Raw genomic sequence first — 25,828 nt, 5'->3', positions numbered from 1 at the left:
AGTCTTTACAGAGGATTGATATGGATCTGAAGGTTTATATTGAGACATTCGGATGCACCTTTAACCAGGCCGATTCCGAAATCATGGCAGGATTCCTCAGGGAAGAGGGAGCCAGGCTGACGGATATTGATAGTGCTGATGTTATAATCGTTAACACATGCTATGTTAAGCACCCCACGGAGCATAAGGTGATTAACAGGATAAAGAAGCTCCAGGAACTCTACCCTGATAAGGGACTGGTGGTGGCAGGTTGCATGGTTGAGATAGACCCCGGGAAACTTGAAGCCATATCAGGGGACGCGTCATGGCTTGGACCCCACCAGCTTAAAAGGACCCCTGAGGCTGTTAAGGCAGCATGGAGGGGGGATTTAAGGCGCATTACTGGCTTCACATCAGACCTGAAGGTGGGTGTTCCAAAGGTAAGGTCCAACCCCCTTATACACATCCTCCAGATATGTGAGGGGTGCAACGGGAGCTGCAGTTACTGCTGCACAAGGTTTGCCAGGGGCAGAATCCAGAGTTACCCCTCAGATCTCCTCGTTGAGGAGGCGGAAAGAGCTATCTCTTCTGGATGCAGGGAGATACAGTTAACAGCCCAGGACACGGCTGCCTACGGTACTGATACCGGTGAAAGGCTCTCAGACCTCATCAGGAGGATAAGTGAGATCCCCGGTGACTTCAGGATACGTGTGGGTATGATGCACCCTGCCAGTGTCCTCAGGGACCTTGACGGCCTGGTGGAGGCATACACCTCAGAGAAGGTCTACAGTTTCCTCCACCTCCCGGTTCAGAGCGGCAGCGACCGGGTCCTGGCTGACATGAGGAGGGGGCATACTGTTGATGAGTTCCGGATGATAGTTGAAAGGTTCAGGGAAGTGATACCCGACATCTCCATCGCAACAGACATCATTGTCGGTTACCCCACTGAGGATGAGGAGGCCTTTATGGATACCTGCAGGCTCCTTGAGGAGGTTAAACCGGGCTTCATACACCTTTCAAAGTACAGGCACAGGCCAGGCGCCCTCTCATCGTCACTGGATGAGATTGACTTCAGGGACCTTAAGAGGCGTTCAAAGACGATAGAGGAGCTCAAGGGGAAGATAACAGAGAATGAAAATCGTGAACTTGTTGGAACACTTCAGAATATCCTTATAATTGAAAAGGGAAGAAAGGGGGGATTTATAGGTAGAACAGACTCTTACATACCCGTTGTAACCGGGGATGGTGAGATGGGTTCCTTCATGAGGGTTAGGATAAGGGATGCTACCGGGACTTACCTTATTGCTTGACCGATATTAAGATGCAGGGTTTCACACGGTCATAGAAACAGTGCTACCGTAACGTACCTTATCTCCCGATCCCTAACCTATTATGGGTCTCCTGCCTTTTTTTGATGCTTCATCCATTAATATATTTGTTGTTTCTGCAGTGGTGGAGTGTGGAATGGTGGTGCCGTCCTGTGCACTCATTAATCTTTATGGTGCTTCAGTGGACCCTGGAAGTGACACCATTACGGGCATCTTTTAATCTGTGGTGCTGCAGCACGGCTATGGAAGCTCTTACATTTTCCAGCCCTTTACACATGGAGAAGATAGACTTTAGAAAATTCAGCGGTATAATGATTAATGATTTCATAAAAGATTTCATAAAAAGAGGTGGTTTTTGAGTGCCGTGGGCCGGACTTGAACCAGCGACATCCAGATCTTCAGTCTGGCGTTCTCCCAACTGAACTACCACGGCATGATGGGCCGGACGAGATTCGAACTCGTGATCACCTCCGTGTCAGGGAGGTATCATACCCCTAGACCACCGGCCCTCCTTGGTCCTTCTAAACTATGGAAGTAGTCATATATAACCTTTTCCCTTTATCCAATGTATTCCATTAAAATAGCCTGTTTAATTGAGATCCTAAAGCCAGGCAGGTATATTTGGATCCATGAAGCTGCCATGTTTTGAATATTAGGGAATGAAGGATTTTAATTTTTTTTATATAATAATTCCAGGATCCTAAAGGGTTTTCAATGCGAAGGCTTTAATCGTAAAAATTTTTATCTGCCAAGAGAAAATAGAATAATTAAGTTAAATCTCTGTTCTATAAGGCCAGGAGGGGAGACATAAACTGTGGGATCACAGAAGGATTCATCAGGTATGTGATGTTATTTATTGAAGAAGCATGGAGTCACAGGTGATCAAGTGGTATACAGAACAGTAGCTGAAAAACTCCAGTTCTACTGGAACAGGAACGCCAGAATTATTATAGTGGCCCTTCTGACACTCTTCTGTTCCATCATGACCCTTTACTTTCACCTAATACTCGGTGTGGGAGTTGTCTTCACCCACGTATTCTACATACGATAGTCCTTGCAGGGATATGGTTCAGACAGAATTCCTTCATCGTAACGGTATTCCTCGGCGCTGTTCTGATAGCAAGCAGCATTTTATCATCTATCGGAGGTCTTACGGAGGATTTTATGCGTTTATCCGTTATGTTCTTTGTCAATACCGTTACAGTGCTCCTTTCAGAGTCGCTTCTGGAATCAGAGGAGGCGGTGAGATACAGTGAGGAGAAATACAGACGCATAATTGAAACTGCAAGGGATGCCATCATTACCGTTGATTCTGATGGCATGGTGGTCTCCTGGAACAGGGGAGCGGAGGACCTGTTCGGTTACTCCTCAGGGGATGCAGCAGGAAAACCCCTCGAGACATTCATACCTGCAGAGCACATCGAAAAGCACAGATTCAATGAGGGGAACCTTGAGGGTATTTCAAAATTCATAGATGATGTTGAAGCGACAAGGAGGGATGGAAGCCGATTCCCTGTGGAATTAACCGTTGTGGGATGGCATTACATGGATGGCGACTATGTAACGGCGGTTATAAGGGATGTATCAGAAAGAAAAAAAGGCTGAAGCCAGGCTAAGGGAGAGTGAGGAGAAATACAGGGCACTATTCAACCTTTCACCGGAATACATAATACTCCTTGACGTGGATGATGGAAGGATACTTGATATCAATTCAACCCTCGCCGGTAAACTTATGATTCCAAGGGAGAGGATGATAGGAAGATCAGTTTATGACCTTGAGTTCATCAGCGAGGATGCCCGGAGGGAATTCCAATCAAAACTTGAAACAATAAAAAGGGAGGGGTCGGTTGAACCCTACGAGATGGAACTGGAGGACCCTGCGGGTAATAGATACACAGTGAGGATCTACAATAAAAGGATCCATGCAGGGGACAGGGACTCGGTCATCGTGGTCCTCAGTGACATCACGGACCTTAAGAGGACCCAGGAGATGCTTGAAAGGTCCCTTGCCGAGAAGGAACTCCTCCTCAAGGAGATCCATCACAGGGTCAAGAACAACCTCATGATAATCTCAAGTCTGCTGAGCATGCAGTCAAGGCAGATAAAGGATGAGGACACCCTCGAAATCTTCAGGGAGAGTGAGAACAGGGCAAGGTCAATGGCACTGATCCATGAGAGGCTTTACCGCTCAGAGGACCTTAAGAATGTTGATATATCAGAATACATACGCACCCTTGGGGTGGAGATATTCAACAGTTACAATCTGGACCCCTCCATGATCAGGCTCAGCTTTGACATGCAGGAGTTTAGGGCGGATATTGAGACGACAATACCCATTGGACTCATTTTCACGGAGCTCATGACAAACGCCATAAAACACGCCTTCCCTGATGGCAGGGGAGACATAAAGGTTTCACTTAAAAGGAGCGACGGCACCGTGACCCTTGAGGTGAGTGATAATGGCGTGGGCCTTCCAGGGGACCTTGACTGGGAGAGCACACCTTCACTTGGACTTCAGATTGTAAGGGGCCTCAGTGATCAGATAGATGCGAGGGTTGATGTAATATCTGATGAGGGAACCACATTCCGTATAAGCTTTGAGGAACTGGGTTTTAAGAATCAGTGAATTGGTATTTTAAATTTTAAAAAGAAATTATGGGGTCATGAATTCTCAGTCTATCTTTTTGAATTCATCCTTGGGGGCGCCGCAGATAGGGCATCTGTCAGGGGCTTCCCCTTCAACGGTGTTACCGCACCAGTTGCAGACGTAGTAGTCCACCTCAACATTTTCACCAAGGCTCTCAAGGGCCTTACTGTACAGTTCAGCGTGGATCTCTTCAACCTTGTTTGCAACTTCGAAGCTCCAGAGTGCCTGATCTTCGCCTTCAGCCCTGGCCTCTTCAATGAATTCAGGGTACATTTCCTTGAATTCATGTGTTTCTCCTTCAATGGCTTCTTTAAGGTTTTCATCTGTACCCTTAATGGCCTTCATGGCATCAAGATGGTTCATTGCATGGACCGTCTCTGCTGCTGCGGCAGCACGGAACAGCTTGGCCACCTGGTGGTAACCTTCTTCATCGGCCTTCCTTGCAAAGGCAAGGTACAGTCTGTTGGCCTGGGATTCGCCTGCAAAGGCTTCCTTGAGGTTTTCCATTGTTGACATACATAACCACCTCCCTTTACACTTTATTTTTTCATTTATATAATTTTTTCATGGAATGTCAGGGATCATGATGATTCCCAGAGCTTTGAGGATTGCATGGAAACCTTCAGGTCTTTAATTCCATGAAACAGGGAGAGGCATGAAAAATTATCCCTCAGGAATTTTAAAATCTCAGAAGTTTTTAATGGTTACGGAAACGGATTGAATGTATGGTGCGTATAAAGAGCCTTAAGACATTAAAAATAAATAAACAATTGAAAATAGAGTCTCCTATAACTGTTCAGCGGCCATTTTTATGTCAGCGGCTTTAACAGTTTTTCTGCCGGCGTGCTTTGCAAGTTCAACGGCTTTGCGTGAGATTTCTTCACCTGTTTTTTCAAGTGCCTCTGCTAAAGCCTCTTTTGCATCGTCACTTATTCTCTGGGCACCGGCATTTTTTATAATTCTACCGACTGGTGCAATTGGTAATTCAGCCATAATTTCACCTCCAAATTAAGCTGGTAATCTCTACTATTTAAATTTATTGGTTCTGGCGGATTACTGGGCCACAGAGTCAATATGGGGAGAGTTGGATATGAATCTCATCAGAACCAAAAATTTTAAACATATAAAATCAGATACTAAATCGCATGTTTGGCACAGCAGGAATCAAAACCCGCACAAGGAAAATACTTGAAAAGGCGGTTGATGAGCCTATAGGTACCGAGGATGCGCTGTACCTGATGGATGTAACTGGAAGGGACCTTCAGGCCCTTTTAATGGTTGCGGACATTGTCAGGGAATCGGAATGCGGGGACAGGGTCACCTTCATAGAGAACTGGAACATCAACTTCACCAATATCTGTTCAGGAAAGTGCGGGTTCTGCGCCTTCAGAAGGGATGAAATGGATGATGATTCCCACTACCTTGAAACAGAGGAGATCATTAAAATAGCAGAGAAGGCCGTTGAAAATGGTGCCAGGGAGCTCTGCATACAGGGAGGCCTCTACCCGGGACTTGACACATACTTCTACGAGGATCTGATTAGGGAGATAAAATCAAGGTTCCCGGATGTTCATCTTCATTCATTTTCACCAATGGAGGTTTACTATGGAGCACGCAACGCAGAACTCTCCATTGAGGAGGCCCTGAGGATACTGAAAAGGGCAGGTCTTGGTTCAATGCCTGGAACCGCAGCGGAGATACTGAATGATGATGTGAGGTCAGTCATCTGCCCCACCAAACTGAGTACCGGTGAATGGGTTGAGGTTATAGAGACAGCCCACCGTGTAGGCATACCCACAACCTGCACCATGATGTACGGCCACATAGACACCCCTGAGCACAGGGTTGAACACATGGCAATCCTAAGGGACATACAGGAGAGGACAGGGGGATTCACCGAGTTCGTACCGTTACCCTTCATGCACCCCAACGCCCCCATATACCGTGATGGTGATGCAATGCCCGGTGCAACGGGCGCCCAGGACCTCAAGGTTTATGCGATATCAAGGCTCATGTTCAGGGGATTGATAAGGAACATACAGGCCTCATGGGTTAAACTGGGCTTCAAATTCGCCCAGATAGCACTCCTCTCAGGGGCCAACGACTTTGGAGGGACACTTGGAGAGGAGAACATCTCAAGGTCTGCCGGTGCATCCTATGGTGTCAGGACAGAACCCTCTGAGATAGTGAGGGTTGTCAGGGATATAGGCAGGATCCCTGCAAGGAGGGACACACTCTACAGGGAGATCATTGATGTTTAATTATCAGTTTCTCCTCCAGCGCCTGTTTTAGGGGGCACTCTTCTATAATTGTTCAATTCAGGATGTGTCCTGTTCCCGGTTATCTGCAAGTCCTGATTACTGGATCATATTTTTTCTATGATTATCCTGTCGCCCTCATCAACCCGGGAGAAGAGTTCAAGGTTTTCCATGACCCTGCCGATATGGTTGACCTCGGAATAGGGCTGGGTTGATCCAAAGAATATGCAGAGGGCGTATCCAGGCGGCCAGTAGGAGATGTCCCCAGGGGACGCCGTCCCTGAGGGGTTCTCATAGTCAAGGGTTACAGGTATGTCAAAGTAGACCTCCTCCATCCATAGAAGCGCCCTTCCTTCAATGGGGAGGCTCTCATAGATCCTCCTTGCGGATTCAGGGTTCCTGTCATCCAGTTCTCCAATGGCCTGTCCCTTGCCCTCAACGGTTATCCTGATCCTCAACCCTGAATCCCTCCACTATCTCTACACCCGTTGATGTTCCTATACGATCCGCGCCGGCCTCAAGCATCGCAAGGGCTGTTTCAAAGTCCCTTATACCCCCCGCGGCCTTAACACCCATATCATCACCAACGGTCCTCCTCATGAGTCTAACATCCTCTACAGTTGCCCCTGGAAGCCCCCCGTAGGCTGTTGAGGTCTTCACAAAGGCAGCCCCGGCGTCCCTGCTTATAATACACGCCTTCACCTTTTCCTCATCGGTGAGGTAGGCTGTCTCGAGTATGACCTTAACGGGTACTCCCGCAGCCTCAACAACGCCACTCACATCCTCATGGACAAGTTCGGTGTCCCCGGCCTTCATGGCGCCTATGTTCATGACCATATCTATCTCCTCGGCCCCGTTTTCAACGGCCTCCGAGGCCTCAAGGGCCTTCACTGAGGGCGTGCTGACCCCTGCAGGGAAACCAACAACCGAGCATACCATGACTTCAGAGCTGCTCAGGAGTTCGGATGCAAGCCTGACATTTGTGGGTGTTACCACGGCACAACGGAACCCGTATTCTTCAGCCTCCCTGCAGAGCCTCTCAATGTCTGCGGGGGTTGCATCTGCCCTGACATTGGTATGGTCTATAAGGGATGCCAGTTCTTCCTTGCTTTTTATCTTCATCTTTCAATCACCTTCCTTAATGGATGACAGATCTAAAGTTAAATCAAAGCCTTTTTGCCATGTAGGGGCCTTCTCTTTCATAGCCGAACTTCCGGTAGTATTCACGGGCACCTATCCCGCTTGTGACAAGGATACGATCCATTCCGTTTTCCCTTGAGATCTCCTCTGCCTCTGAGAGCAGCTCCTCACCGTAGCCCCTGTGCTGTCCTACGGTTTCGCGCTGTTCACCTATGGGTATCATTGAACCGTAAACATGAAGCTCCCTCACGAGGGCTGTTCTGGAATCAACCTCAGGGCGATGAGCCCTCTCTGATGGGAACCTCAGCCTCAGGAATCCCACGAGAACATCGTTCACAGGGTCCTCCTGGGAGAGGAAGAACTCCCTTCCACCCGTTGCCATGTAATCCTCAACCATGAGGGTCACGCTCTCTTCATCGACTTCAGCACCCCTCCTGGAGAGGTGACCCACCTCACGGCACCTTATGCACCTGCACCTGAAGCCCTCCTCCTCCAAGCGCCGGTAGACCAGTTCACCAAGGTTGGACTTCCTTACACCGTCCACTATGAGCTGTGAGGGTATGTCCCTCTGTATCCTCATTGTCCTGACCCACTTGGGGAGCATCTTCTTTATCTCGACGATGAGGTCAACGGCCTCCTCAGTTGAGTAGGGCCTGTATTCCCCCTTCTCCCACATCCTGTAGAGTTCACTGCCCCTGGTCACAAGGCAGGGGTATATCTTGATCATATCCGGCCTGAAGGAGGGGTCATTGAAGATCCTCCTGAAGATCCGGAGGTCCCTTTCAAAGTCTGAGAAGAGTCCGGGCATAAGGTGCATGGCCACCTTTATGCCGGAGTCCCTGAGTATCCTGTTGGATTCAATGACATCAGCGACACTGTGACCCCTCTTTATCCTCTGGTAGATGTAATTGTAGATGGTCTGAACACCCAGCTCCACCCTTGTAACCCCCAGTCCAAGCATCCGGTCAACGTCCTCCTCACGGCAGTAGTCGGGCCTTGTCTCGAATGTCATGCCCACGCACCGGACAGGGGATGATTCATTGTATTTCTGGGCATCATCCACCTTCACGTAGCCATTATAGCCGGGTATGGTTACCTTCAGGTCCTTCAACTCTGACCCGAAGTCCACCATGGCCTCAAGGCACTTTGAGATGAACCATTCCTGGTAGCAGAGGCTGTGGGAGGGGAAGGTCCCGCCCATCACTATGAGTTCAACCTTGTCCACAGGATGGCCTATGCTGTGAAGCTGTTCAAGCCTGCTGTATACCTGCCTGTATGGATGAAACTCGTGCATCCTGGCCCTCAGGGCTGCGGGCTCCTCCCCTGTGTAACTTGGAGGCGCCTTATCGCTTTCAGGGCAGTACAGGCATCTTCCATGGGGACATTCATGGGGCTGGCACATCACAGCCACCACAGCCACACCCGAAATGGTCCTGGTGGGTTTCTTTCTCAGGATGTCCTCAACAAGTTTCTTCTCATCAGGTTCAGCGTATTTAAGGATTTCAGAGTTGCTCATGAACTTCTTAAGTTTGAATTCTCGGCATGCCCTGTGCTTTGCCCTTTCAAGGTCCTGTCCTGTTTTTATTTTTCCTGAGATTATATCATCGATTATCAGACGGCAGGCATCTCTCATGTTCTTCACCGGAGGTTTGCACATCAATTTTCACGCTTCATTTTCTTATTTCTAAGGAGGTTGAGTGTCCTGAGGATGTCTGTCCTTGAGATTATCCCCCTGAGTCTGCCATCACCCATGACAGGGAGCCTTCCAAGGTTCATGCTGTTGAGCTTTTCAAGGGCGGATATGAGCTCATCATCCTCATTCACGGTCACAACGTCCTCTGTCATGACCTCCCTAACATTTCTGGTTCTTTCTGCATCTGAGAGGTCATGGAAGGTCACTATGCCTATCATTTCATCCCCCTCAACCACAGGGTAGCCCATGTGCTTTTTGCTCATGACGAATTCAAGGGCTTCATCCACGGTGATATCGGGGTCCATGGTCACCGGGTCCCGGGTCATGACATCGGCCACGGTCACACCCTCAAGGAGGGATGATATGAGGGTCGCCTGGTACTCCTGCTCGGCCCCTATGTAGATGAAGAGTCCTATGAGTATGAGGAAGAAATTGTAGAAAACCCCGAGGACAGCCATGAACACCGCGATGATCTTTCCAAGGCTGGCGGCGATTTCAGTGGCCCTCATGTGGCCCATCCGCTCCGCGAGTATCGCCCGGAGTATCCTGCCACCATCCATCGGGAATGCGGGTATCAGGTTGAAGAGGGCAAGGAGGAGGTTAACCGCAAGGAATTCCCCTGCAAGGCCGGTAAGGGGTCCTGTCACATCCAGGAGGATCGGTACAGATACCAGCATTGCGATTAGGATGTTTGTTAGGGGACCTGCAATTGATATGAGGAACTCCCCCCTGGGGACCCTTGGTATCTCCTCCATCCTTGAAACACCACCAATGGGGAGGAGGAGTATGCTGTTTATCTTAACACCGAACCCCATGGCAACGTATGAATGGGCGAGTTCATGTATCACCACCGTTACAAAGACGAGGGTTATGAGGATCGCCAGCTGCAGGGAGACGAATCCAAGGTAGGCGAGTATGTATATGAAGAGCATCAGCAGGAGGAATGAGAAATCCAGTTCAACGGGTATTCCGGCAACCCTGAATATTCTTATTGAATTGGTCATACCCCTATCTATGGGTATCCATGAATAAATTATTTTTTATACCATGGGATACATAGAATACAGTGGTGTTAATATGAAGGTGACGGAGTTCCTAGGACGCAAGGTGCTGGATAAAAACGCGATGGAGATAGGTAAGGTCTCTGACCTGGAAGTGGACCCTGAGAAGGGTGTTATAAATTCCATTATCATATCAAAGGGTGAACTCTCCCTCAAACAGAAGACCTTCATTGTGGGAATGGACAGGGTTGAGAAGGTAGGGGACTACGTTATTATCAGCATATCTGCAGAGGAGGCAGAGGAAGCCCCTGAGGAAGAGGAAACCATTGAAATATCCCCTGAATAAACCACTGTGCGGGGATTGTTATGGAGGTTAAGGATGCTGGTGGCAGGGTGCTCACCGTGGGCATGACCGTACGCTACACAGGGACCGGGACCACCGGTGAGATCTCAGCCATAAAGGTCGAGGATGATAAGGGATGGGCACGCCTTGAGGATTCAGATCTCTGGTACAGCACAGACTACCTTGAAGTGGTGGATAAATCAGAACTGAAAAAACGTGCCGGGAAAAGAAGAGGTCCTGAGGAGACACTTGAAAAGGTCAGGAAGATGAAGGAGGACCTTGAGGATATCGATATGGGTTCAGAGGTCTGTGATGGTGGGGGATGAGCTCCAGACCCCTAATCCATCATACTATTATTTTTCATGTTCTAAATCAGGCTTCAGGGTGTTTCCGGGTCCCGGGTATTCCTCATCAACGGCCATGATCAGACTTCAGGGTCCTGGATGCTGACACAGAAACGGCAAAGTGCCGATGGCGTGTTTACCTGTTTGTCCTTCACAGGACAGTAATAAACGTCCCCATCCCTCCGCACCGTGAGGCCACCGGGGAAACGGGTTCCAACAGGATGCACGGGTTCCTCCCTTATAAAGGTTACATAAATGGTTATTATACGTGCAATCTTCTGGAAGCACTTCTCAGGGACTTCAACGGCCTTCTGGAACTGATCATCAAGGAATTCAAGGAACTCCCTCAGCTTGCCGGTGTCAACTTCACCAGGGTAGGTGTTTCTGTCATTCTTTATATCCCTTATCCTGTTGAAGAAGGCCCTTGTGAACCTCTCTATGAAATCCTTCTGCTCCCTGGGCGGCATATACCTTGCATCATCTCTGAGATACACAGAAGCATCCATTATATCCTTTATATGGATGGAGGAGGCTTCCTTTTTAATAATCTCAAGTAACCCCATTTTTGTCATCTTGGATGGAATCCTATCAGCGCTGATCATATTCCGGACCTCCTTCATATCAGTTCAGGAACTGGTTTATCTATTGTTTTAATTTTTCGGGATCCTTGCACTGTTCTGATGATCATGATACCCCTTTAATTTGGGTGTCTGTCTTGCTATGCAGATGTCGCAGAGGGCCCGGGGATTATCCTTCTGCCGGTCCTTAACCGGACAGTAATAAACACCGTTAACCTCTTTAACAGAATCTCCACCAGGGAAGGGGGTTCCCTCGGGGTGAAGCGGTTCTTTCCTGATGAGGGTTCGGTGAAGAACTGTTAAACCTGCAAGGAGGGGTGTTCGTGTTTCATTCAGCCTCCTCAGGACCCATAATGTGTTTTCTTCATCATGATCTGCGCGGAGAGGGCTGCCTTTCTTCAGTTCAAGGACCGAGTCAACGACCATTCCGGTGTAGATATCGATGTATCTCTTCCTGTACCTCTCCTGGACATGTTCACAGCTCCTCTCAATGAAGAGCCTTACCTCCATGAGATCAGAGACACCTACCCCTGCAGCCGCATCCCTCAGGAGACATGTGATGGATGGGGCATCATGATACATTTCAAGCCAGTCAATGTTTCTCTGGTGCGGCTGGATGGATTTCATCCCCCCTAGCACCTCTCAGCATACCTCTTAACGGCCTCAGCGAGTTTTTCACCTATCCCATCGATGCGTTTGAGGTCCTCCTTCCGGACGTATCTCAGGTCATCACCAAATGTTTCAATGATCTTACGGGCCCTCCTTCTTCCAAGGCCCCTGACACCAACAACGAGGGGTATCAGGTCCTCACCCACACCATAATACAGCCTTGCAGAGAGCACCTCCAGCTGACCGGAATAACCGTAGACCCCCATAATCTCACATATCCTCCCGAAGAACTTAACAAGCCTTGACGCTTCATAGGCCACTCTCCGGGTGGATGCAGCGTAGACGTTGAAGGCGTTTTCTATTTCATGCTCTGTTCTCTCATTGATCCATTCTATAAGGGCTGCTGCCGTGGCCTCCTCGTTCCCTATGTCCATGACAAAGAGTCCGTGGTCCATGAGCCTCTCCCTGACAGGGTCCCTGCTCTTCGTGGCCTTGAAGGATATGAGGGGCATGTCAGGGGTCCTTGTTATCTCATAGATCAGCCTGTAGATGTTGAGTTCATCCATCTCTGAGGCAAGCTGGTTTAACTTGATGGCGGTCTCAACAGAGTAGTTTGAATTTGCAATGAGCATGCCGAATTCGGTTGCAGCAAAGCCATCGGGCCCTGGATAGAGTATCCTGTTCTTCACAAGGAAATCAAGGGCACCCTCAAGTTCATACTGAAGGTTATCCATGCCGAATGAGTTCATGTAGGGGTTCTCCATGAGCTGATAACCGTAGAATGTCCCTTTGAAGAATTCGATGAGTTCATCAGGGTTCCTTGAGAGTCCTGATGCCACCTGTACTATTATCAACCGGTAGAAGGCGTCCCGGTTTTCAAGGACGCGTGAAGAGGTCCTCTCAACCTCCCCATTGACGTAGTACTCCTCCAGTTCAAGGGCCTCGGCATGGCTCTTTGCTATGAGGTATGAGTATCCTGCATCATCGTACTGTGGCCGGCCGGCCCTCCCTGACATCTGTTCATAATCGAATACAGGGATCCTCTGCTGACCCCTGCCTGTCCAGCGGGTGTAGTCCCTTATAACCACGGTCCTTGAGGGGAGGTTAACACCGTACATGAGGCTGGGTGTTGCAGTTATCATGAGTATGTTGCCCTTCCTGAACTCGTCCTCTATTATCTCCCTCTGCCTGTTGAAGAGACCTGCATGGTGGAATGCTATCCCTGAGGCGGCACATTCAGCGAGTTTCATGCACGTCGAGGTGGGACGGGACCCTGCGGCCCCTGGAACCTCAAGGAGGCTCTCTGCAACCGTCCTGAATCTTTCCTTCATATCTTCAGGGATCCTCCCACGGATATTTTCTGCAAGGTAGGATGCAAGGGACTCGGTGAATCTCCTTGTGGATACGAATGCGAGGGTCTGGCTTTCCTCCTCAATGGATTTTTCAAGTATCTTCAGGACAACCTGGTTCTTGTCCCTGGCACCGAACATCTCGGTGTCAAGGACCTCCCTGTGGAGGGGTACCGGCCGGTAGTCATGCTCCACGACACGGGCATCAAGCCACCCCGCAATTTCGTCCATGTTGGAGAGGGTTGCTGAGAGGGCCACGATGCGCATGGAGGGGTTCAGCTGCCGGGCCCTTGTAACTGCAGATTCAATCACCGGGCCCCTGCTGTATTCCCCTATCATGTGGAACTCATCAACGATGAGGAGGTCCACCTCCCTTAGAAGGTTCCATGAGAAACGTGTGAGGGTGTCGAAGGATTCAAACACCATAACTGCAAGGTCTGAGGTTTTAGGATCCTTACCAACCTTTATGCCATGTTTTTCGAGTTTTTTGAACTCCTTTATCTTTTCGTTCTGAATTGAGATGAGTGGAACGGTGTAAACGACCCTGCCACCATCAAGGATGGTTTTAAGGGCTGCCAGGAGGCCCAGCAGGGTTTTACCGCTTGCAGTGGGGATGGCTATGATGTAATTTTCATCGGACTCAAGGTATCCTGATTCAATGGCACTCCTCTGGGCCGGGTTCAGTTCCCTTATGTGGGGGTAGCAGTCCTCCACAATCATCCTCAGTTCAGGCTTGACGGTGTACATAGAATCACCGCTTCAAATTTCATCCTTTTCTTTCCTGATGACCCGTATATTCCTTATCCTGGTGTGTGGGTACTGGCCATCCTGGTCCTTCTCAACGCTTTTAACCATATCCCATACTGTAAGGAGGGCCACCGAGACTCCTGTAAGGGCCTCCATCTCGACTCCGGTCTTCCCGTCACACTTCACGGCAACCCTCACCTTGATCCTGTCATCATCCACAAGGAACCTGACATCGACACCGGTAACAGGAACCTGGTGGCAGAGGGGTATGATGTTCCAGGTGTTCTTAACGGCCCCTATGGCTGCTATCTGCGCCGTTGCGAGGACGTTACCCTTCTTTATCCTGCTCTCCCTTATGAGGTCCACAGTCTTCTTATCGAGGAGGATCTCGCCCTCGGCGATGGCCGTTCTACGGACAGCGGACTTATCCCCCACTTCCACCATATGAACCCCGTCATCCTTAAGGTGTGTGAATTCATCCTTCATGGTATCAACTCTACTTTTCTCTGTTTTTTAATCCAGGAATCCCACGGTGCTTCAACGTCCATCCACTGTATGGATATCGTCCGGGACCCTGAAATTTGAGTTAAGGATCCTGCCATCCATGGTGGTGATCAGGACCTCCATGGGGACACTGCAGCGCCCCCCGCACCTCTCCTTTATGGCATCCGCAAGCCGGTTGAAGACCTTCTCGGTGAGGCCTGTCCTTTCAAGGTGTTCTATCATCTCCTCGGTTGTCCCTGCAGAGTACATGGCCTCAAGGACAGCCCCGGGGACACCCTCAAGGGCCGAGTATGCGATCATGGTCTCCCGGCGCCCATCAGCCACACTGTTTTTCGTGTTGAATATTCCTGCTGCAAGCTTGATGAGCTTCCCTGCATGCCCCAGGAGTATTATTCTTCCAACACCCCTCCTGCAGGCCTCAGCAAGCATGTAGCCTGGAAAGTTACCCATCTGGATGATGGCATCAGGGTCAGTGTCCTTAAAGTACTCCCTGGCAATCCCTGCACCTATGTTCCCGGGCACCATGATGACGGTTCTGAATCCGCGGGCAACGGCTATGTCTAGCTGACAGGCAAGGGACTCCCTGTAGGCCTTTGAGGACATGGGCCTCGCAATCCCTGTGGTTCCAAGGATGGATATCCCTCCCATTATGCCGAGGCGGGGGTTCATGGTCCTTGAGGCCACCTCCTCACCCCCGGGGACAGAAATAGTTACCGCCACACCTTCATCCTCATCAAGGTGCTCCTCTAGGTTTTCCATTATCATTTTCCTGGGGACCGGGTTTATTGCCGGTTCACCGGGGGGTACCTGGAGTCCGGGCTTTGTAACGGTACCGACCCCCCTACCACCCCTTATCTCCACACCGGGGCTTCCTTTAAGTTTTACCGTTGCCACTATTTCAAGGTTAACCGTGACGTCGGGGTCAGGGTAGGGTCTCTTCACAACCGATGCCCGGGCGGTGTCCATGCTGAGGCGTTCAACAGACTCCACATCAACTTCAATAGCACCTGCAGGGGCCTTAACAGTGACGGTCTTAACAGTTTCGCCCTTAAGACAGAGCAGGGATGCGAGGGCCGCTGCAGTGGCGGCTGTCCCTGTTGTGATTCCAGAAACCCTCTCATCCTTCATCAGAAAAAATCCCGGAAATTCAATAAAAAAAGATTGATTATTTCATTTCATCCCTTATGGCTTCAAAGAGTTCCTCCTTGCTGGGGGCACCCACGAACCTTACAACACCATTCATGGCTATTGCAGGCACTGCCATGAGTCCATAGTCAATGGCCTTCTCCCTGTCCACCATTATGTCAATCTTTTCAACATCAATCTCGTCCCGAATTCCTTCTTGGCTTCCTCAACAACCTCAATTGCCATGGGACAGTATGGGCAGGTTGGGGATGTGAAAACCTCTATTTTAACAACCATTTCTTAACCTCCATGAGCATGATATATTATTTTCTCATGTTTTTCAATAAATACTTATCTTCCAATGAAAGCCCTTCTGCAGGCACTCTGGAGGTTGGCTTTCATGGCTCAACATCTGCATTCAGAGCATGGACGTGGAGGTGGTGTTGCTGGAGTACCCCACCTTTGATAGCATGCTTGATATTAGCTTCAGAAGTCCGCCTGATGGTGCCATGGTTACGGTGTCATAGTCTTTTATACCTGCAAGTCCTGCTGCAACTTCAACTGCCCGGTCCCGTCCACCGGTCAGGTCAACAAGCCTGTTTTTCATGGCCTGACGCCCCGTGAATATCCTACCCTCTGCAAGGCTCCTGACATAGGATATGGTGAGGTTACGGTTGGCGGCGACGGTCTTGATGAAGTAATCGTATTCTTCATTCACCATTGACTGGAGCATCTCCCTTTCCTCATCCGTCACCATACGGTAATCTGCACCCATATCCTTGTATTCCCCTGCCTTTATGGCGTACTTGTTTATACCCATCTGCCTGTACATCCCTGAGAGGTCCGTGAGGTCCAGTATAACCCCTATGCTCCCCACCCATGCAGATGGACTTGCGACTATCCTGTCAGATGCGGAGGCTGCAAGGTAGGCTCCTGATGTGCCTGAATCACTTATCCAGCTCACAACCGGTTTTTCAGATTTCTTTATGGCATCCATGAGTTCCTCACTGGCCACGGGGGTGCCTCCTGGACTGTTTATGTCAAGGACTATCGCCTTGATTGAGGGGTCATCGTTGGCCTTCTGGATGAGTTCCTTTATATCATCGGGGCTGACGCCCTCAATACTTGTGTCATAGGCTATTACTCCGTGCACCGGGATGATGGCTATGGTGCCGGATCTTTCCACTGACCCTGAAATTGAAAAGAGTATCCCTAAAACCGTGAGGGCTCCTATGAGTCCCGCGACTATTTTGCTGTTCCTTTCCATGGTATCATACCTTCGGTGAAATTCACCATCCACCTCTTAAACTTTCCATTATTTGTATTAATCTGTAGACTGTAATCTATTATATAAATGTTTCAGATATATTAAATGAGGTTAGTGGTGTCTGTGTCTGCAGCCGGCTCATCAGACCCTTAGGGTGTTTCTCTATCTGCAGCAGGCTCATGAATGATAGACTGGTAATGGAGTGATAGGTTGAAAAGGATTGTAAGATCCCCTGGATCGGCAACGGTCGTGAATGCCATTGCCACGGGGAAGGGTTCAGCATTCGGAATAGGCCTCCATGTGGAGGCTGAAGCTAAACTTTCAGGGTCAGGGATAAGCTGCATTTCCCGTGAAGGTGCCGACACTTCGCTGATAGAACTCTGCGCGGGGATGGTAATTGACCGCTACGGTGTGGATACTGGTGTGGAGATCATAACAAGGTCAGAGCTTCCTGTTGCCAGCGGACTCTCAAGCAGCAGCGCAGCATCCAATGCAGCAGTCATGGCAGTTTCCAGTTTGATTTCGGATGAATTCCAGGTTGAAGCAATGTCTGATGAGGAAATACTTGACATGGCAGTGGACGCATCCCTCAGGGCCGGTGTAACGGTGACAGGGGCCTACGATGATGCAAGCGCATCCTTCTATGGGGGTCTAACGGTCACAGATAACACAGCAAGGGAGATAATCTCCAGAAGGGAAATGGAAAATCAAAAGGTATTAATATACATGCCGGACAGAAAATCACTGACTGCACAATCGGATGTCCCGAGGATGAAACTCCTTGCTCCATGGGTTGACATGGCCTTCAGGGAGGTTCTCAACGGGAGGGTCCACAGGGCCCTTACACTGAACGGGATACTGTATTGTGCATCCCTTGGATTCGATCCGGGAATAGCCCTCGACGCCCTTGAAGCGGGAGCAGCGGCAGCTGGCCTTTCAGGTACAGGTCCATCATTCGTTGCCCTGGCTGATGAGGATTCGGTTCCAGGAGTCATCAATGCATGGGAATCCCTTGAAGGGAACCTTATCATCACCTCTGTGGATAACAGGGGGACCTTTGTGGTGGAATAACCCTGATCATCAGAGAACCGGCCTCTGTGGATTAACAGGGGGTCTTTATGATTGAATAACCCCATCATCAGGGAGGAATTGCCATGGATGAGTCCACAGCCAGAGAAATCCTTAAAAGATCCAGAGAGGAAATAGATAAGATAGACAGGGACATCCTGGACCTTATAGCTGCAAGAATATCCCTTGCAGGGGAGATCCTCGAGGCCAAGAGGGTGCTGGGCATGGATATACTGGACCCTGAAAGGGAGCGCCAGATAATAGAGAGGACCCGGAAGATTGCAGGGGAAAATGGAATCAATGAAGATAAACTTGTGCAGTTAATGAAGATTCTGATGGATCTAAATAAAAATGAACAGAAAGAACTGTTAAGGAGGAACTGACATGGGAAACATAAGAACATCCTTTGTAAAAAGACTGGCCAAAGAACTGATAGAAACTTATCCTGGAAGATTCACAGCTGATTTTGATGAAAACAAGAAACTGGTGGAGGAGTTCTCAACAGTAAGCACAAAACACCTCAGGAACAAAATAGCAGGTTACATTACAAGGATCATCAGCCAGCAGAAATAACCTGATTTTTTTATTTTTTTTCAACATTTAAAAGGTTGTGAAGGTTAATGGAGTTAATAGTTGCTAAATTTGGCGGTACATCTATAGGAAATGGCAGAAGAATAAAAAAGGCAGCCCGTTCAGTAGTGAAGGAGTACATGAAGGGTAAGAAGGTCGTTGTCGTTGTATCTGCCATAAACAAGACAACGGATGAACTCCTTCAGATAGTTGACGAGGCAATGGAAGATGCTGTCACAGAAAAGCAGCTGGCTGAAATAGTATCCATGGGCGAAATGACCAGTGTGAGGATATTCTCATCTGCAATAGAGGCCCTCGGGGTTAAATCAGAATACATAGACCCCTTCATGAATGAATGGCCAATAATAACCGACAGCAACCTTTTAAATGCTAAGGTAGATTTTAAGGCGACTGAGGAAAAATCAAAGGAGCTCCTGAAACTCCTTGACCAGGGAATAATACCCGTGGTATGCGGCTTCCTTGGAAGGGACCCCAATGGTTACATAACCACCCTGGGCAGGGGTGGCAGTGACATAACAGCATTCCTCCTTGGCCACTGCCTCAAGGCCGATGAGGTCATAATCGTAAGCGATGTGGGGGGTGTGATGTCCACAGACCCCAACAAGCTTCAGGGTGCAAAGAAGCTGGATAAGATCTCTGTAGAGGAAATGAGGGACCTCGCAACCCATGGGGCTCAGGTCCTCCACCCACACGCCCTCAAATACAAGGACCCAGATATAAATGCAAAGATAATAGGCTTTGAACACGGGGACCTCTCGGCACCGGGGACAGAGATAATCGGACCGTCAAAGAATAAGATGCTCCGGACAACAACCCTCAACCCGGATCCAATATCCGTTGTGGCTGTGGTGGGTGAAAAGATCCTTAACAAGCCAGGCATACTTGCAAAGTTCACCTCAAAGCTTGCAGAGAATGATATAAACATAATAGGCATTTCAACCGGGCAGAACTCAGTCACAATATTTGTTGATAAGAAGGACGCTGACGAGGCACACCGCCTGCTCCATGACGTTGTTATCGCGGATGACAACCTCAGCTCACTCTCACTTGGAAGGGACATTGCAATGATAACAATCTCCAGCCCCGATTTCATTGACACACCCGGCATAATATCGGATATAACAGAACCCCTCCGGGATAACGACCTCAATATAGTTGAAATTTCATCCTCACAGACATCTGTGGTTATATTCGTTGACTGGAATGATGGTAAAAAGGCATATGAACTTGTAAGGGGTGTTCTTGAATGAAGATTGAAGGCACGATAGTGGCCATGGTCACACCATTCACGGAAGATGATGAGGTGGATGAGGCCGGCCTGAGGGAGAATATAAATTACCTTATAGAGAACGGGGTGGACGGACTTCTTGTTGCGGGCACAACAGGTGAATCAGCCACAATAACCCATGAAGAACAGAGAAAGTTGATCGACATCCTCGTGGATGAGGTTAACGGCCGTGTTAAGGCAATCGCAGGGGCGGGGAGCAACTCATCCAGGGAGGCCCTGGGACTTGTCCAGTACGCTGAATCAGCAGGTGCAGACGCCGCCCTGGTGATAACACCCTACTATAACAAACCCCAGCCACATGGACTCATATCCCATTACACCATGCTTGAGGAATCCAGCGACATACCACTCATAATCTACAATGTCCCCTCAAGGACCGGGACGGATATAGACGTTGACACGGTGATCAAACTCGCCCGCCTTGACGGGATAATAGGGATAAAGGAGGCGAACCCCGACCTTGACAAGGTATCCATGCTCAGGTCAGGGCTCATGGCCGAGGGGATCAGGGACTTCACGGTGCTCTCAGGCAACGACAACCTCACACTTCCCATGATATCCATGGGGGCGGAGGGCGTTATCTCGGTACTCGCCAATGTTGACCCTGCAAGGATGAGCCGCCTCGTTAACGAAGCCCTTTCAGGCGACTTTGAAGCCGCACAGGAAACCCACTATGAACTCTACGACCTCATGAAGGCACTCTTCATTGAGAGCAACCCGGTACCCGTTAAGGAGGCCCTTAACATGATGGGAAGACCCGCGGGTCATGTGAGGATGCCCCTAGCACCCCTCAACGAGGCCAGCCGCGATAAACTCAGGATGGTCCTTGAGGAACTGGCCCTTATCTAAGAGGAGAGATATGAAATGATCAGGGTAGCTGTTACCGGGGCCTGTGGACGCATGGGCTCAGGGATAATAGGAAGAGTACTTGAACAGGACGACATGGAACTTGTGGCGGCCATTGAGGCACCAGGGACACCCCTCAGTGGAAGGGACGTGGGTGAGCTCACAGGAAGGGGCCCGGTGGGGGTCATGGTAACCGAAGCATCAGCACTGAAGGACACCCTGGCTGAAACAGAACCCGATGTCCTGGTTGACTTCACAATAGCAACAGCCGCCGTTGAAACAATAAAGACAGCGGCGGAAGCAGGGGTTAACCTTGTCGTGGGGACCACAGGTTTTTCAGATGAGCAGATGAAGATAATAGAGGACTGCATTAAGAGGAACCGTGTGAAGGCCGTTATCTCACCGAACATGGCGGTGGGTGTCAATGTCTTCTTCAAGGTACTCAGGGACCTTGCACCGGTCCTCTCAGACTATGATGTTGAGATAATAGAGGCGCACCACCGCCACAAGAAGGACGCTCCCTCAGGAACAGCTGTACGTGCACTTGAGGTTATTGCAGAGTCAAGGGGTGTAAGCCCCGAGGTTGCCGTACATGGAAGGAATGGCCTTGTCGGTGAGAGGACCGATGATGAGATCGGTGTGCATGCAGTGAGGGGAGGGGACATCGTGGGAGACCACATCGTCCTCTTTGCAGGTGATGGTGAACGCCTTGAGATAGTCCACAGGGCCCACAGCAGACAGGCATTCATAAGTGGAGTTATGAGGGCGATAAGGTTCATTGAAAGCGCAGAACCAGGATGCATAGTCGATATGGGGGATGTGCTTGGCATAAATTGATGAAGGTGATATGATGGTTAATGTGGGTGTTTTAGGAGCTACAGGGATGGTTGGGCAGCGCTTTATTGAGATGCTTGAGAACCATCCGGAATTTGAACTCACCACACTGGCTGCATCGTCAAGGTCCGCAGGGAAACCCTACAGTGAAGCTGCAAACTGGTACCTTGACAGTGAGATGCCAGAATCTGTAAGGGACATTGAGGTCGTCGAGACCGACCCATCAAGTGTGGGTGATGTTGAAATACTCTTCTCAGCCCTACCTGCAGACATTGCAAGGAAGGTCGAACCCAGATTCGCAGAAAAGTATATCGTGGCATCCAATGCAAGTGCCATGAGGATGGAACCCGACGTGCCCCTTGTGATACCCGAGGTGAACCCGGAGTTCCTAGACCTCATCGAACTGCAGCAGAAAAAGAGGGGATGGGATGGATTCATAGTCACGAATCCCAACTGCTCAACCATAGCCCTCACACTGACACTCAAACCCATCTATGATAACTACAGTATCAGGAGGGTCTATGTGTCCACCATGCAGGCAGTTTCAGGGGCAGGATACAGCGGGGTGCCGTCAATGGCGATACTGGACAACCTCGTGCCCTTCATAGGTGGTGAGGAGGAGAAGATGGAAACAGAAACCCTCCACCTCCTGGGTGAACTGGATGAGGGTGTTGTAAAGCCCGCAGGCTTCGGTGTCAGCGCATCCTGTCACCGCGTCCCTGTTGTTGACGGGCACACGGAGGCAGTCTTCATAGAACTTGAGGATGAATTTGAACTTAAGGATGTCAGGGAGGCAATGGAGACGTTCCAGGGCCTTCCACAGAAACTTGGGCTCTACTCAGCCCCTGAAAAACCTGTAGTGGTGATGGATGAGGAGAACAGGCCCCAGCCAAGGATGGACCGGGACCGGGATGGTGGAATGGCTGTCACGGTGGGAAGACTCCGTGAGGACGCTGCATTTGAGAACAGCTTAAGGTACGTTCTTGTGGGTCACAACACTATCAGGGGTGCTGCAGGAGCATCCATACTCAACGCCGAGCTCATAAAGGAGATAATACTCTGAGAGTGGAATGCGGCCTATCCCGATGACATCCATTGATACATCCATCCTCTATTTTTTCAATGTAACCTTAAGCGCACCTCTTCTGGATTTCTTAATGCCGGTTATAACCTTTGCAGGCACACAGATCTTCTGGGTGATTTTATGTTCACTCATCTACCTCTTCGGCGACCATGAGGCAAAGGAAGCGGCATTCATGGCCATAGTAGCCCTCATGATAGGATTCCTTTTGAGTGAACTCCTCAAAGTGATGATTGCAAGGCCAAGGCCCTATGAGGTTATGGAATGGATAAGGTACTCCGGGGCTGCCGGCGGATACTCGATGCCATCCGGGCACACCGTTGCCGCCTTTGGAGGGTTCCTTTCACTCTCATTTAAACTTGGGAGGACGGCACTTTTCATTGCAGCAGCATCCCTTGTTGGCATCTCAAGGTTGTACCTTGGTGTTCACTACCCAAGTGATGTGGCTGCAGGTGCACTCATTGGAATTCTGTGTTCATTTATAGCCCTCCGGATAAATGAGAGGGTTAAATGTTTTGGTCTGTGCCGTTTTGAGATGTTGAAATGAATTCAGAAAACTTTTTAAGGTTAAATGCAAAATTTATATTAAAAGAGAAGCTAGTATCAGCGGATTCAATGGATATTCATGGTATATCGGGGAATAGGGTATGAGGTTCATCAGGGATTCAGAAAAGGAACAGCTCAAACTTCTTGTTAAGGCGTGCATGCTTGAGATAAGTAAACTCAAGATGGATCTCAGGAAGTGCCGTGAAGAATCAGACGACTGCAGCAGGGTCCGGGAGCTTGAGGAAACCCTGAAGATAAGGGAAAGGCGAATAACTGAACTTGAAGGGATCCTTGATGAGAAGGACAGAATAATAAAGGACCTCAACACCATTATAGCCGAGAGAGAGTCCTTGATAGCCGACCTGAAGAAATACAGGGATTATTTCCATGCCCTCACAGAGAAGCCTGAAAGGGACCTTACATCATTCCAGTCACAGATCTACCGGCTGCTGCCTGATGAAAAATCAACTGCAGAGGAACTGCTCAGCTTCATAAACGGAATAGGATTTAAGGACCTTAAACTTGAGAACATGGTCCAGATACTCAGGAACCTTGAGAGGAAGGGTTATTTCAAGTCATACAGGAAGGGTGATGAGACCCTCTGGGAGAAGGTGAAGAGGTAGATTATTCCAGCACTGCGAATACACGTGCAGGGGATGCTTCAGCCGCGGCGGCAAGGGGGACAGCAAACAACCTGAACCTTTCAGGGAGAAGCTCCGTGTTTTTTATGTTTTCAATTATCCACACACCATTTTTAAGGAGTTTCCTGTGTATCTCCATCTCGCCATGCCTGTCAACACTGGGCCCCTCCATGCAGACCCCCTTCACATCAGCATCCAGAAGTTCATCTGCAATTTCCATGCTCAGGAAGGGGTAGTTGATGAAGTAGTCTTCTGATCCCCATCTCGAGCTCCAGCCGGTCCTGACCACGGCAATACCCCCCGGGACATGACTTTTGATCCCCTCAGGGGATGTCAGAAAACCTGTTCCTGTGAGCCTCTCAAGGCTTATTGTTTCAACTGTCCCGGGGTATCCTGCATGCCTGGGGGCATCTATATGTGTGCCTGCGTGCATTCCCGCTTCAATCCTGCTAAGGATGTAATCATTCCGGGTTTCAAGTATCCTGACATGGGGGTCGCCTGGAAATACGGGCATCCCATCCTCAAACCGGTGGGTGAGGTCTATGAACTTCATGTTCCCTATTTTCTTCAGAGTAACACTTATTATTTGCTGTAAGGCTCTGATGGTTTATTCCTGCTTGCAGCATACTGCCTTCAGAGGCTGTACTCGCGGAGGGTTTCTTTCACTTTGAAGCGTTCCGGTCCCAGTTCCTTACACAGCCAAGGGTATTTATTGTATGTGTTGTGTCTGCTGTCACCCATCCACGTCCACGTATCCATATCTGGACCCATACATGGGAGTACCAGTTTCCGCTTATGAACTTACAGTAACCGCGCACGTAACGTGCGGGTATACCGCTGGTCCTTGCAAGGGCCACCAGAAGGTGTGCCTGGTCGACACAGTTCCCGGTCCTGTATTTCAGTGTGCCTGTGGCACCGTAACGTGTCCTGTAGTAGAATGAGTAGTCAATGCTGTCACGCACCCATCTGAATATACTGTCCCCGGTGGCGTATGTTGTGTTCTCTGAGAGTTCACGTGCAAGGTAAACGATGTTGGGGTCGGTGACACTGCAGTGGGCTGTGGTTTTGAGGTACACCCTGAGGCTGGCTGGAACGTACCATGGTGAATTTTTAAGGTCCCTGTAATACCTGAGCTGTTTCTGGAGTGATGTGAAGGTGCTGTTGAGGGACCTGTACCTTGCCTGCAGCCTGAGAAGAGTGTTCCTGTTCCCTGTGAGCTTCATTTTCCTGAGGGTTGCATCCATCACTTTCCTGGTTCTTTTAAGTTTCAGTGTGATGCTCTTTATCCTGAGGTCAACGGTGTTTGAGTCCAGGCGGTATGCAACCCTGGGGATGGGGGTTTTGATGTTAACCTTCCCTGGCATTCCACCCTTACTGTACTTCCATGCACCGGTCTTTGAGAGGAGGTATACAGTGTTGTAGAAGTCAACTGTTCCACCATTGTAGCTTATGGTTGAGGGGCACCTGTTATGGGTTGCTGTGAAGTCACGGAGTTTGGAGGCTATCTCAAGGCACTTGCTGCGTGTAAATGTCCCTGAGATGCGCCTGATGTTAAGTGGAGGCGTACCCGGAGAGATCACCTTCACGGTAGCTGATCCGGTAAGTGCCCTGCTGAGGGCATAGGTGTAGGATGCAGGGTCAAGGGTACTGTTACGGACGGTTATGGTTTCAGGGAGTCTCTGATTTTTCTCCATAAAAGAGGTGACTCTGACGCTGGCTTCGAGAATTTCGGAGCTGTTTAAAACTTCTGAACCGTTTTCAACGGCACATGCACCTTCCAGGAGGATTAATATAATCAGGATCACAGGAAGGCATGCTTTTGTGGTCTTTTTTAGCATGTTACCACAAATTATATTTAAGTTTCATGATGGTGATAAATGTTTTTGAAAGGCTTTCAGACGGAACGCTGGAAAGAGGTTAATTTTGAAATTTATGATCTAACCGGGCGATTTTTCCGGTTCCTAGTTCCTATAATGATTAAAAGCATCATAGAGAATTTTAAGATGATTAAATTACAGAAT

Annotated in this window: 30 protein-coding genes, 2 tRNA genes and 2 pseudogenes; 16 read left to right on the top strand and 18 right to left on the bottom strand. The window is 49.4% G+C overall.

Features of this window, described 5'->3' with window-relative positions; translation table 11 throughout:
• Nucleotides 1-26: 26 nt before the first annotated feature.
• Complete coding sequence (locus FZP57_RS05745; RefSeq protein WP_074359781.1) at nt 27-1,289, top strand: tRNA (N(6)-L-threonylcarbamoyladenosine(37)-C(2))-methylthiotransferase; 1,263 nt, start codon at nt 27-29, stop codon at nt 1,287-1,289.
• A 378-nt stretch (nt 1,290-1,667) separates the two neighbouring features.
• On the opposite strand, the gene FZP57_RS05740 is transcribed toward FZP57_RS05745, so the two are convergent.
• A tRNA-Phe gene (locus FZP57_RS05740) sits at nt 1,668-1,740 on the bottom strand.
• Between the two features lie 4 nt (nt 1,741-1,744).
• A tRNA-Val gene (locus FZP57_RS05735) sits at nt 1,745-1,816 on the bottom strand.
• Nucleotides 1,817-2,193: 377 nt separating this feature from the next.
• Here FZP57_RS05735 and FZP57_RS09490 point away from each other — a divergent pair.
• From FZP57_RS09490 to FZP57_RS09480, 3 genes are all read left to right on the top strand, one after another.
• Nucleotides 2,194-2,358: a hypothetical protein gene (locus tag FZP57_RS09490; protein WP_238337858.1), complete on the top strand. Its 165-nt coding sequence runs from the start codon at nt 2,194-2,196 to the stop codon at nt 2,356-2,358.
• Between the two features lie 113 nt (nt 2,359-2,471).
• On the top strand, nt 2,472-2,912 hold the full coding sequence (locus FZP57_RS09485; RefSeq protein ID WP_238337857.1) for a PAS domain S-box protein: 441 nt from the start codon (nt 2,472-2,474) through the stop codon (nt 2,910-2,912).
• On the top strand, nt 2,887-3,933 hold the full coding sequence (locus FZP57_RS09480; RefSeq protein WP_238337856.1) for a sensor histidine kinase: 1,047 nt from the start codon (nt 2,887-2,889) through the stop codon (nt 3,931-3,933). Before FZP57_RS09485 ends, FZP57_RS09480 begins: the two co-directional genes overlap by 26 nt.
• Before the next feature lie 45 nt (nt 3,934-3,978).
• Here the strand turns inward: FZP57_RS09480 and FZP57_RS05725 are convergent, their stop codons facing one another.
• Complete coding sequence (locus tag FZP57_RS05725) at nt 3,979-4,470, bottom strand: rubrerythrin family protein (protein WP_074359154.1); 492 nt, start codon at nt 4,468-4,470, stop codon at nt 3,979-3,981.
• A 270-nt stretch (nt 4,471-4,740) separates the two neighbouring features.
• Entirely contained in the window at nt 4,741-4,947 is a 207-nt protein-coding gene (hmtA1, locus tag FZP57_RS05720) for a histone HmtA1 (RefSeq protein ID WP_074359153.1), read from the bottom strand.
• A 152-nt stretch (nt 4,948-5,099) separates the two neighbouring features.
• Between hmtA1 and cofH the strand changes: the two genes are divergently transcribed.
• Nucleotides 5,100-6,215 carry a 5-amino-6-(D-ribitylamino)uracil--L-tyrosine 4-hydroxyphenyl transferase CofH gene (gene cofH, locus FZP57_RS05715; protein ID WP_074359152.1) on the top strand — a complete coding sequence of 372 codons (1,116 nt, stop codon included), beginning with the start codon at nt 5,100-5,102 and terminating at the stop codon, nt 6,213-6,215.
• 104 nt (nt 6,216-6,319) lie between these two features.
• Here cofH and FZP57_RS05710 read toward each other — a convergent pair whose 3' ends face one another.
• From FZP57_RS05710 to FZP57_RS05695, 4 genes are read right to left on the bottom strand one after another with little or no spacing between them, the layout of a single operon-like run.
• Entirely contained in the window at nt 6,320-6,670 is a 351-nt protein-coding gene (locus FZP57_RS05710; protein WP_074359151.1) for a cyclophilin-like fold protein, read from the bottom strand.
• On the bottom strand, nt 6,648-7,334 hold the full coding sequence (gene deoC, locus FZP57_RS05705; RefSeq protein ID WP_074359150.1) for a deoxyribose-phosphate aldolase: 687 nt from the start codon (nt 7,332-7,334) through the stop codon (nt 6,648-6,650). The genes FZP57_RS05710 and deoC overlap by 23 nt, the downstream gene beginning before the upstream one ends.
• A 43-nt stretch (nt 7,335-7,377) precedes the next feature.
• Nucleotides 7,378-8,985, bottom strand: a complete 1,608-nt coding sequence (locus tag FZP57_RS05700) for a tRNA uridine(34) 5-carboxymethylaminomethyl modification radical SAM/GNAT enzyme Elp3 (RefSeq protein ID WP_074359780.1) — start codon at nt 8,983-8,985, stop codon at nt 7,378-7,380.
• Nucleotides 8,986-9,008: 23 nt separating this feature from the next.
• Nucleotides 9,009-10,049, bottom strand: coding sequence for a site-2 protease family protein (locus tag FZP57_RS05695; RefSeq protein ID WP_074359149.1), 1,041 nt, complete (start codon nt 10,047-10,049; stop codon nt 9,009-9,011).
• 73 nt (nt 10,050-10,122) lie between these two features.
• Here FZP57_RS05695 and FZP57_RS05690 point away from each other — a divergent pair, with 73 nt between their 5' ends.
• Nucleotides 10,123-10,392, top strand: coding sequence for a PRC-barrel domain-containing protein (locus FZP57_RS05690; RefSeq protein WP_074359148.1), 270 nt, complete (start codon nt 10,123-10,125; stop codon nt 10,390-10,392).
• A gap of 20 nt (nt 10,393-10,412) precedes the next feature.
• A complete protein-coding gene (locus FZP57_RS05685; protein WP_074359147.1) occupies nt 10,413-10,715 on the top strand; it encodes a DUF2098 domain-containing protein in 303 nt (100 codons plus the stop codon).
• 98 nt (nt 10,716-10,813) lie between these two features.
• Here the strand turns inward: FZP57_RS05685 and FZP57_RS05680 are convergent, their stop codons facing one another.
• From FZP57_RS05680 to sppA, 7 genes and pseudogenes are all read right to left on the bottom strand, one after another.
• A complete protein-coding gene (locus tag FZP57_RS05680; protein ID WP_191216044.1) occupies nt 10,814-11,335 on the bottom strand; it encodes a DUF2115 domain-containing protein in 522 nt (173 codons plus the stop codon).
• 48 nt (nt 11,336-11,383) lie between these two features.
• On the bottom strand, nt 11,384-11,938 hold the full coding sequence (locus FZP57_RS05675) for a DUF2115 domain-containing protein (RefSeq protein ID WP_238337855.1): 555 nt from the start codon (nt 11,936-11,938) through the stop codon (nt 11,384-11,386).
• A gap of 5 nt (nt 11,939-11,943) precedes the next feature.
• Entirely contained in the window at nt 11,944-14,016 is a 2,073-nt protein-coding gene (locus tag FZP57_RS05670) for a DEAD/DEAH box helicase (RefSeq protein WP_191216043.1), read from the bottom strand.
• A 12-nt stretch (nt 14,017-14,028) separates the two neighbouring features.
• Complete coding sequence (gene moaC, locus FZP57_RS05665) at nt 14,029-14,502, bottom strand: cyclic pyranopterin monophosphate synthase MoaC (RefSeq protein ID WP_074359144.1); 474 nt, start codon at nt 14,500-14,502, stop codon at nt 14,029-14,031.
• 51 nt (nt 14,503-14,553) lie between these two features.
• Entirely contained in the window at nt 14,554-15,648 is a 1,095-nt protein-coding gene (cbiD, locus tag FZP57_RS05660; RefSeq protein ID WP_191216042.1) for a cobalt-precorrin-5B (C(1))-methyltransferase CbiD, read from the bottom strand.
• A 37-nt stretch (nt 15,649-15,685) separates the two neighbouring features.
• Nucleotides 15,686-15,942, bottom strand: a pseudogene (locus FZP57_RS05655) (MJ0307 family thioredoxin).
• 121 nt (nt 15,943-16,063) lie between these two features.
• A complete protein-coding gene (sppA, locus tag FZP57_RS05650; protein WP_191216041.1) occupies nt 16,064-16,912 on the bottom strand; it encodes a signal peptide peptidase SppA in 849 nt (282 codons plus the stop codon).
• A 210-nt stretch (nt 16,913-17,122) separates the two neighbouring features.
• Between sppA and FZP57_RS05645 the strand changes: the two genes are divergently transcribed.
• The 9 genes from FZP57_RS05645 (at nt 17,123) to FZP57_RS05605 (ending at nt 23,789) form a co-directional block, all read left to right on the top strand.
• Nucleotides 17,123-17,983 carry a shikimate kinase gene (locus FZP57_RS05645; RefSeq protein WP_074359140.1) on the top strand — a complete coding sequence of 287 codons (861 nt, stop codon included), beginning with the start codon at nt 17,123-17,125 and terminating at the stop codon, nt 17,981-17,983.
• An 83-nt stretch (nt 17,984-18,066) separates the two neighbouring features.
• Nucleotides 18,067-18,363, top strand: a complete 297-nt coding sequence (locus FZP57_RS05640) for a chorismate mutase (protein ID WP_074359139.1) — start codon at nt 18,067-18,069, stop codon at nt 18,361-18,363.
• Between the two features lies 1 nt (nt 18,364).
• Nucleotides 18,365-18,553, top strand: coding sequence for a 30S ribosomal protein S17e (locus FZP57_RS05635; protein ID WP_074359138.1), 189 nt, complete (start codon nt 18,365-18,367; stop codon nt 18,551-18,553).
• 47 nt (nt 18,554-18,600) lie between these two features.
• Complete coding sequence (locus FZP57_RS05630; RefSeq protein WP_191216040.1) at nt 18,601-19,821, top strand: aspartate kinase; 1,221 nt, start codon at nt 18,601-18,603, stop codon at nt 19,819-19,821.
• Nucleotides 19,818-20,708 (top strand): 4-hydroxy-tetrahydrodipicolinate synthase, encoded by an 891-nt coding sequence (gene dapA / locus FZP57_RS05625; protein ID WP_074359136.1) that lies wholly within the window; start codon nt 19,818-19,820, stop codon nt 20,706-20,708. The genes FZP57_RS05630 and dapA overlap by 4 nt, the downstream gene beginning before the upstream one ends.
• A 15-nt stretch (nt 20,709-20,723) precedes the next feature.
• On the top strand, nt 20,724-21,542 hold the full coding sequence (gene dapB / locus FZP57_RS05620; protein WP_074359135.1) for a 4-hydroxy-tetrahydrodipicolinate reductase: 819 nt from the start codon (nt 20,724-20,726) through the stop codon (nt 21,540-21,542).
• 13 nt (nt 21,543-21,555) lie between these two features.
• Nucleotides 21,556-22,602: an aspartate-semialdehyde dehydrogenase gene (gene asd / locus FZP57_RS05615; RefSeq protein ID WP_074359134.1), complete on the top strand. Its 1,047-nt coding sequence runs from the start codon at nt 21,556-21,558 to the stop codon at nt 22,600-22,602.
• 94 nt (nt 22,603-22,696) lie between these two features.
• Nucleotides 22,697-23,167 (top strand): phosphatase PAP2 family protein, encoded by a 471-nt coding sequence (locus FZP57_RS05610; protein WP_238337854.1) that lies wholly within the window; start codon nt 22,697-22,699, stop codon nt 23,165-23,167.
• Nucleotides 23,168-23,267: 100 nt separating this feature from the next.
• Complete coding sequence (locus tag FZP57_RS05605) at nt 23,268-23,789, top strand: hypothetical protein (protein WP_074359132.1); 522 nt, start codon at nt 23,268-23,270, stop codon at nt 23,787-23,789.
• A gap of 1 nt (nt 23,790) precedes the next feature.
• Here FZP57_RS05605 and FZP57_RS05600 read toward each other — a convergent pair whose 3' ends face one another.
• The 3 genes and pseudogenes from FZP57_RS05600 to FZP57_RS09475 form a co-directional block, all read right to left on the bottom strand.
• Nucleotides 23,791-24,360, bottom strand: a complete 570-nt coding sequence (locus FZP57_RS05600) for a cyclase family protein (protein ID WP_191216039.1) — start codon at nt 24,358-24,360, stop codon at nt 23,791-23,793.
• A 109-nt stretch (nt 24,361-24,469) separates the two neighbouring features.
• Entirely contained in the window at nt 24,470-25,501 is a 1,032-nt protein-coding gene (locus FZP57_RS05595; protein WP_238338018.1) for a transglutaminase family protein, read from the bottom strand.
• Nucleotides 25,502-25,507: 6 nt separating this feature from the next.
• Nucleotides 25,508-25,645, bottom strand: a pseudogene (locus tag FZP57_RS09475) (hypothetical protein); the annotation flags it as partial.
• Nucleotides 25,646-25,828 lie beyond the last annotated feature (183 nt).

It is taken from the genome of Methanothermobacter sp. THM-1, assembly GCF_009914355.1.
In the GTDB taxonomy this organism is placed as follows: domain Archaea; phylum Methanobacteriota; class Methanobacteria; order Methanobacteriales; family Methanothermobacteraceae; genus Methanothermobacter; species Methanothermobacter wolfei.
Note: the sequence above shows the minus strand (reverse complement) of the source record. Positions and strands in the feature narration are given on the sequence as shown.

Excerpts from the sequence above, each read along its gene's own strand:
- FZP57_RS09485 (WP_238337857.1), top strand. The coding sequence starts at position 2,472 with ATGCGTTTATCCGTTATGTTCTTTGTCAATACCGTTACAGTGCTCCTT.
- FZP57_RS09480 (WP_238337856.1), top strand. The coding sequence starts at position 2,887 with ATGTATCAGAAAGAAAAAAAGGCTGAAGCCAGGCTAAGGGAGAGTGAG.
- FZP57_RS05725 (WP_074359154.1), bottom strand. The coding sequence starts at position 4,470 with ATGTCAACAATGGAAAACCTCAAGGAAGCCTTTGCAGGCGAATCCCAG.
- hmtA1 (WP_074359153.1), bottom strand. The coding sequence starts at position 4,947 with ATGGCTGAATTACCAATTGCACCAGTCGGTAGAATTATAAAAAATGCC.
- cofH (WP_074359152.1), top strand. The coding sequence starts at position 5,100 with ATGTTTGGCACAGCAGGAATCAAAACCCGCACAAGGAAAATACTTGAA.
- deoC (WP_074359150.1), bottom strand. The coding sequence starts at position 7,334 with ATGAAGATAAAAAGCAAGGAAGAACTGGCATCCCTTATAGACCATACC.
- FZP57_RS05700 (WP_074359780.1), bottom strand. The coding sequence starts at position 8,985 with ATGAGAGATGCCTGCCGTCTGATAATCGATGATATAATCTCAGGAAAA.
- FZP57_RS05695 (WP_074359149.1), bottom strand. The coding sequence starts at position 10,049 with ATGACCAATTCAATAAGAATATTCAGGGTTGCCGGAATACCCGTTGAA.
- FZP57_RS05690 (WP_074359148.1), top strand. The coding sequence starts at position 10,123 with ATGAAGGTGACGGAGTTCCTAGGACGCAAGGTGCTGGATAAAAACGCG.
- FZP57_RS05685 (WP_074359147.1), top strand. The coding sequence starts at position 10,413 with ATGGAGGTTAAGGATGCTGGTGGCAGGGTGCTCACCGTGGGCATGACC.
- FZP57_RS05680 (WP_191216044.1), bottom strand. The coding sequence starts at position 11,335 with ATGATCAGCGCTGATAGGATTCCATCCAAGATGACAAAAATGGGGTTA.
- FZP57_RS05675 (WP_238337855.1), bottom strand. The coding sequence starts at position 11,938 with ATGAAATCCATCCAGCCGCACCAGAGAAACATTGACTGGCTTGAAATG.
- FZP57_RS05670 (WP_191216043.1), bottom strand. The coding sequence starts at position 14,016 with ATGTACACCGTCAAGCCTGAACTGAGGATGATTGTGGAGGACTGCTAC.
- moaC (WP_074359144.1), bottom strand. The coding sequence starts at position 14,502 with ATGAAGGATGAATTCACACACCTTAAGGATGACGGGGTTCATATGGTG.
- cbiD (WP_191216042.1), bottom strand. The coding sequence starts at position 15,648 with ATGAAGGATGAGAGGGTTTCTGGAATCACAACAGGGACAGCCGCCACT.
- sppA (WP_191216041.1), bottom strand. The coding sequence starts at position 16,912 with ATGGAAAGGAACAGCAAAATAGTCGCGGGACTCATAGGAGCCCTCACG.
- FZP57_RS05640 (WP_074359139.1), top strand. The coding sequence starts at position 18,067 with ATGGATGAGTCCACAGCCAGAGAAATCCTTAAAAGATCCAGAGAGGAA.
- FZP57_RS05635 (WP_074359138.1), top strand. The coding sequence starts at position 18,365 with ATGGGAAACATAAGAACATCCTTTGTAAAAAGACTGGCCAAAGAACTG.
- FZP57_RS05630 (WP_191216040.1), top strand. The coding sequence starts at position 18,601 with ATGGAGTTAATAGTTGCTAAATTTGGCGGTACATCTATAGGAAATGGC.
- dapA (WP_074359136.1), top strand. The coding sequence starts at position 19,818 with ATGAAGATTGAAGGCACGATAGTGGCCATGGTCACACCATTCACGGAA.
- dapB (WP_074359135.1), top strand. The coding sequence starts at position 20,724 with ATGATCAGGGTAGCTGTTACCGGGGCCTGTGGACGCATGGGCTCAGGG.
- asd (WP_074359134.1), top strand. The coding sequence starts at position 21,556 with ATGGTTAATGTGGGTGTTTTAGGAGCTACAGGGATGGTTGGGCAGCGC.
- FZP57_RS05610 (WP_238337854.1), top strand. The coding sequence starts at position 22,697 with ATGCCGGTTATAACCTTTGCAGGCACACAGATCTTCTGGGTGATTTTA.
- FZP57_RS05605 (WP_074359132.1), top strand. The coding sequence starts at position 23,268 with ATGAGGTTCATCAGGGATTCAGAAAAGGAACAGCTCAAACTTCTTGTT.
- FZP57_RS05600 (WP_191216039.1), bottom strand. The coding sequence starts at position 24,360 with ATGAAGTTCATAGACCTCACCCACCGGTTTGAGGATGGGATGCCCGTA.
- FZP57_RS05595 (WP_238338018.1), bottom strand. The coding sequence starts at position 25,501 with ATGGAGAAAAATCAGAGACTCCCTGAAACCATAACCGTCCGTAACAGT.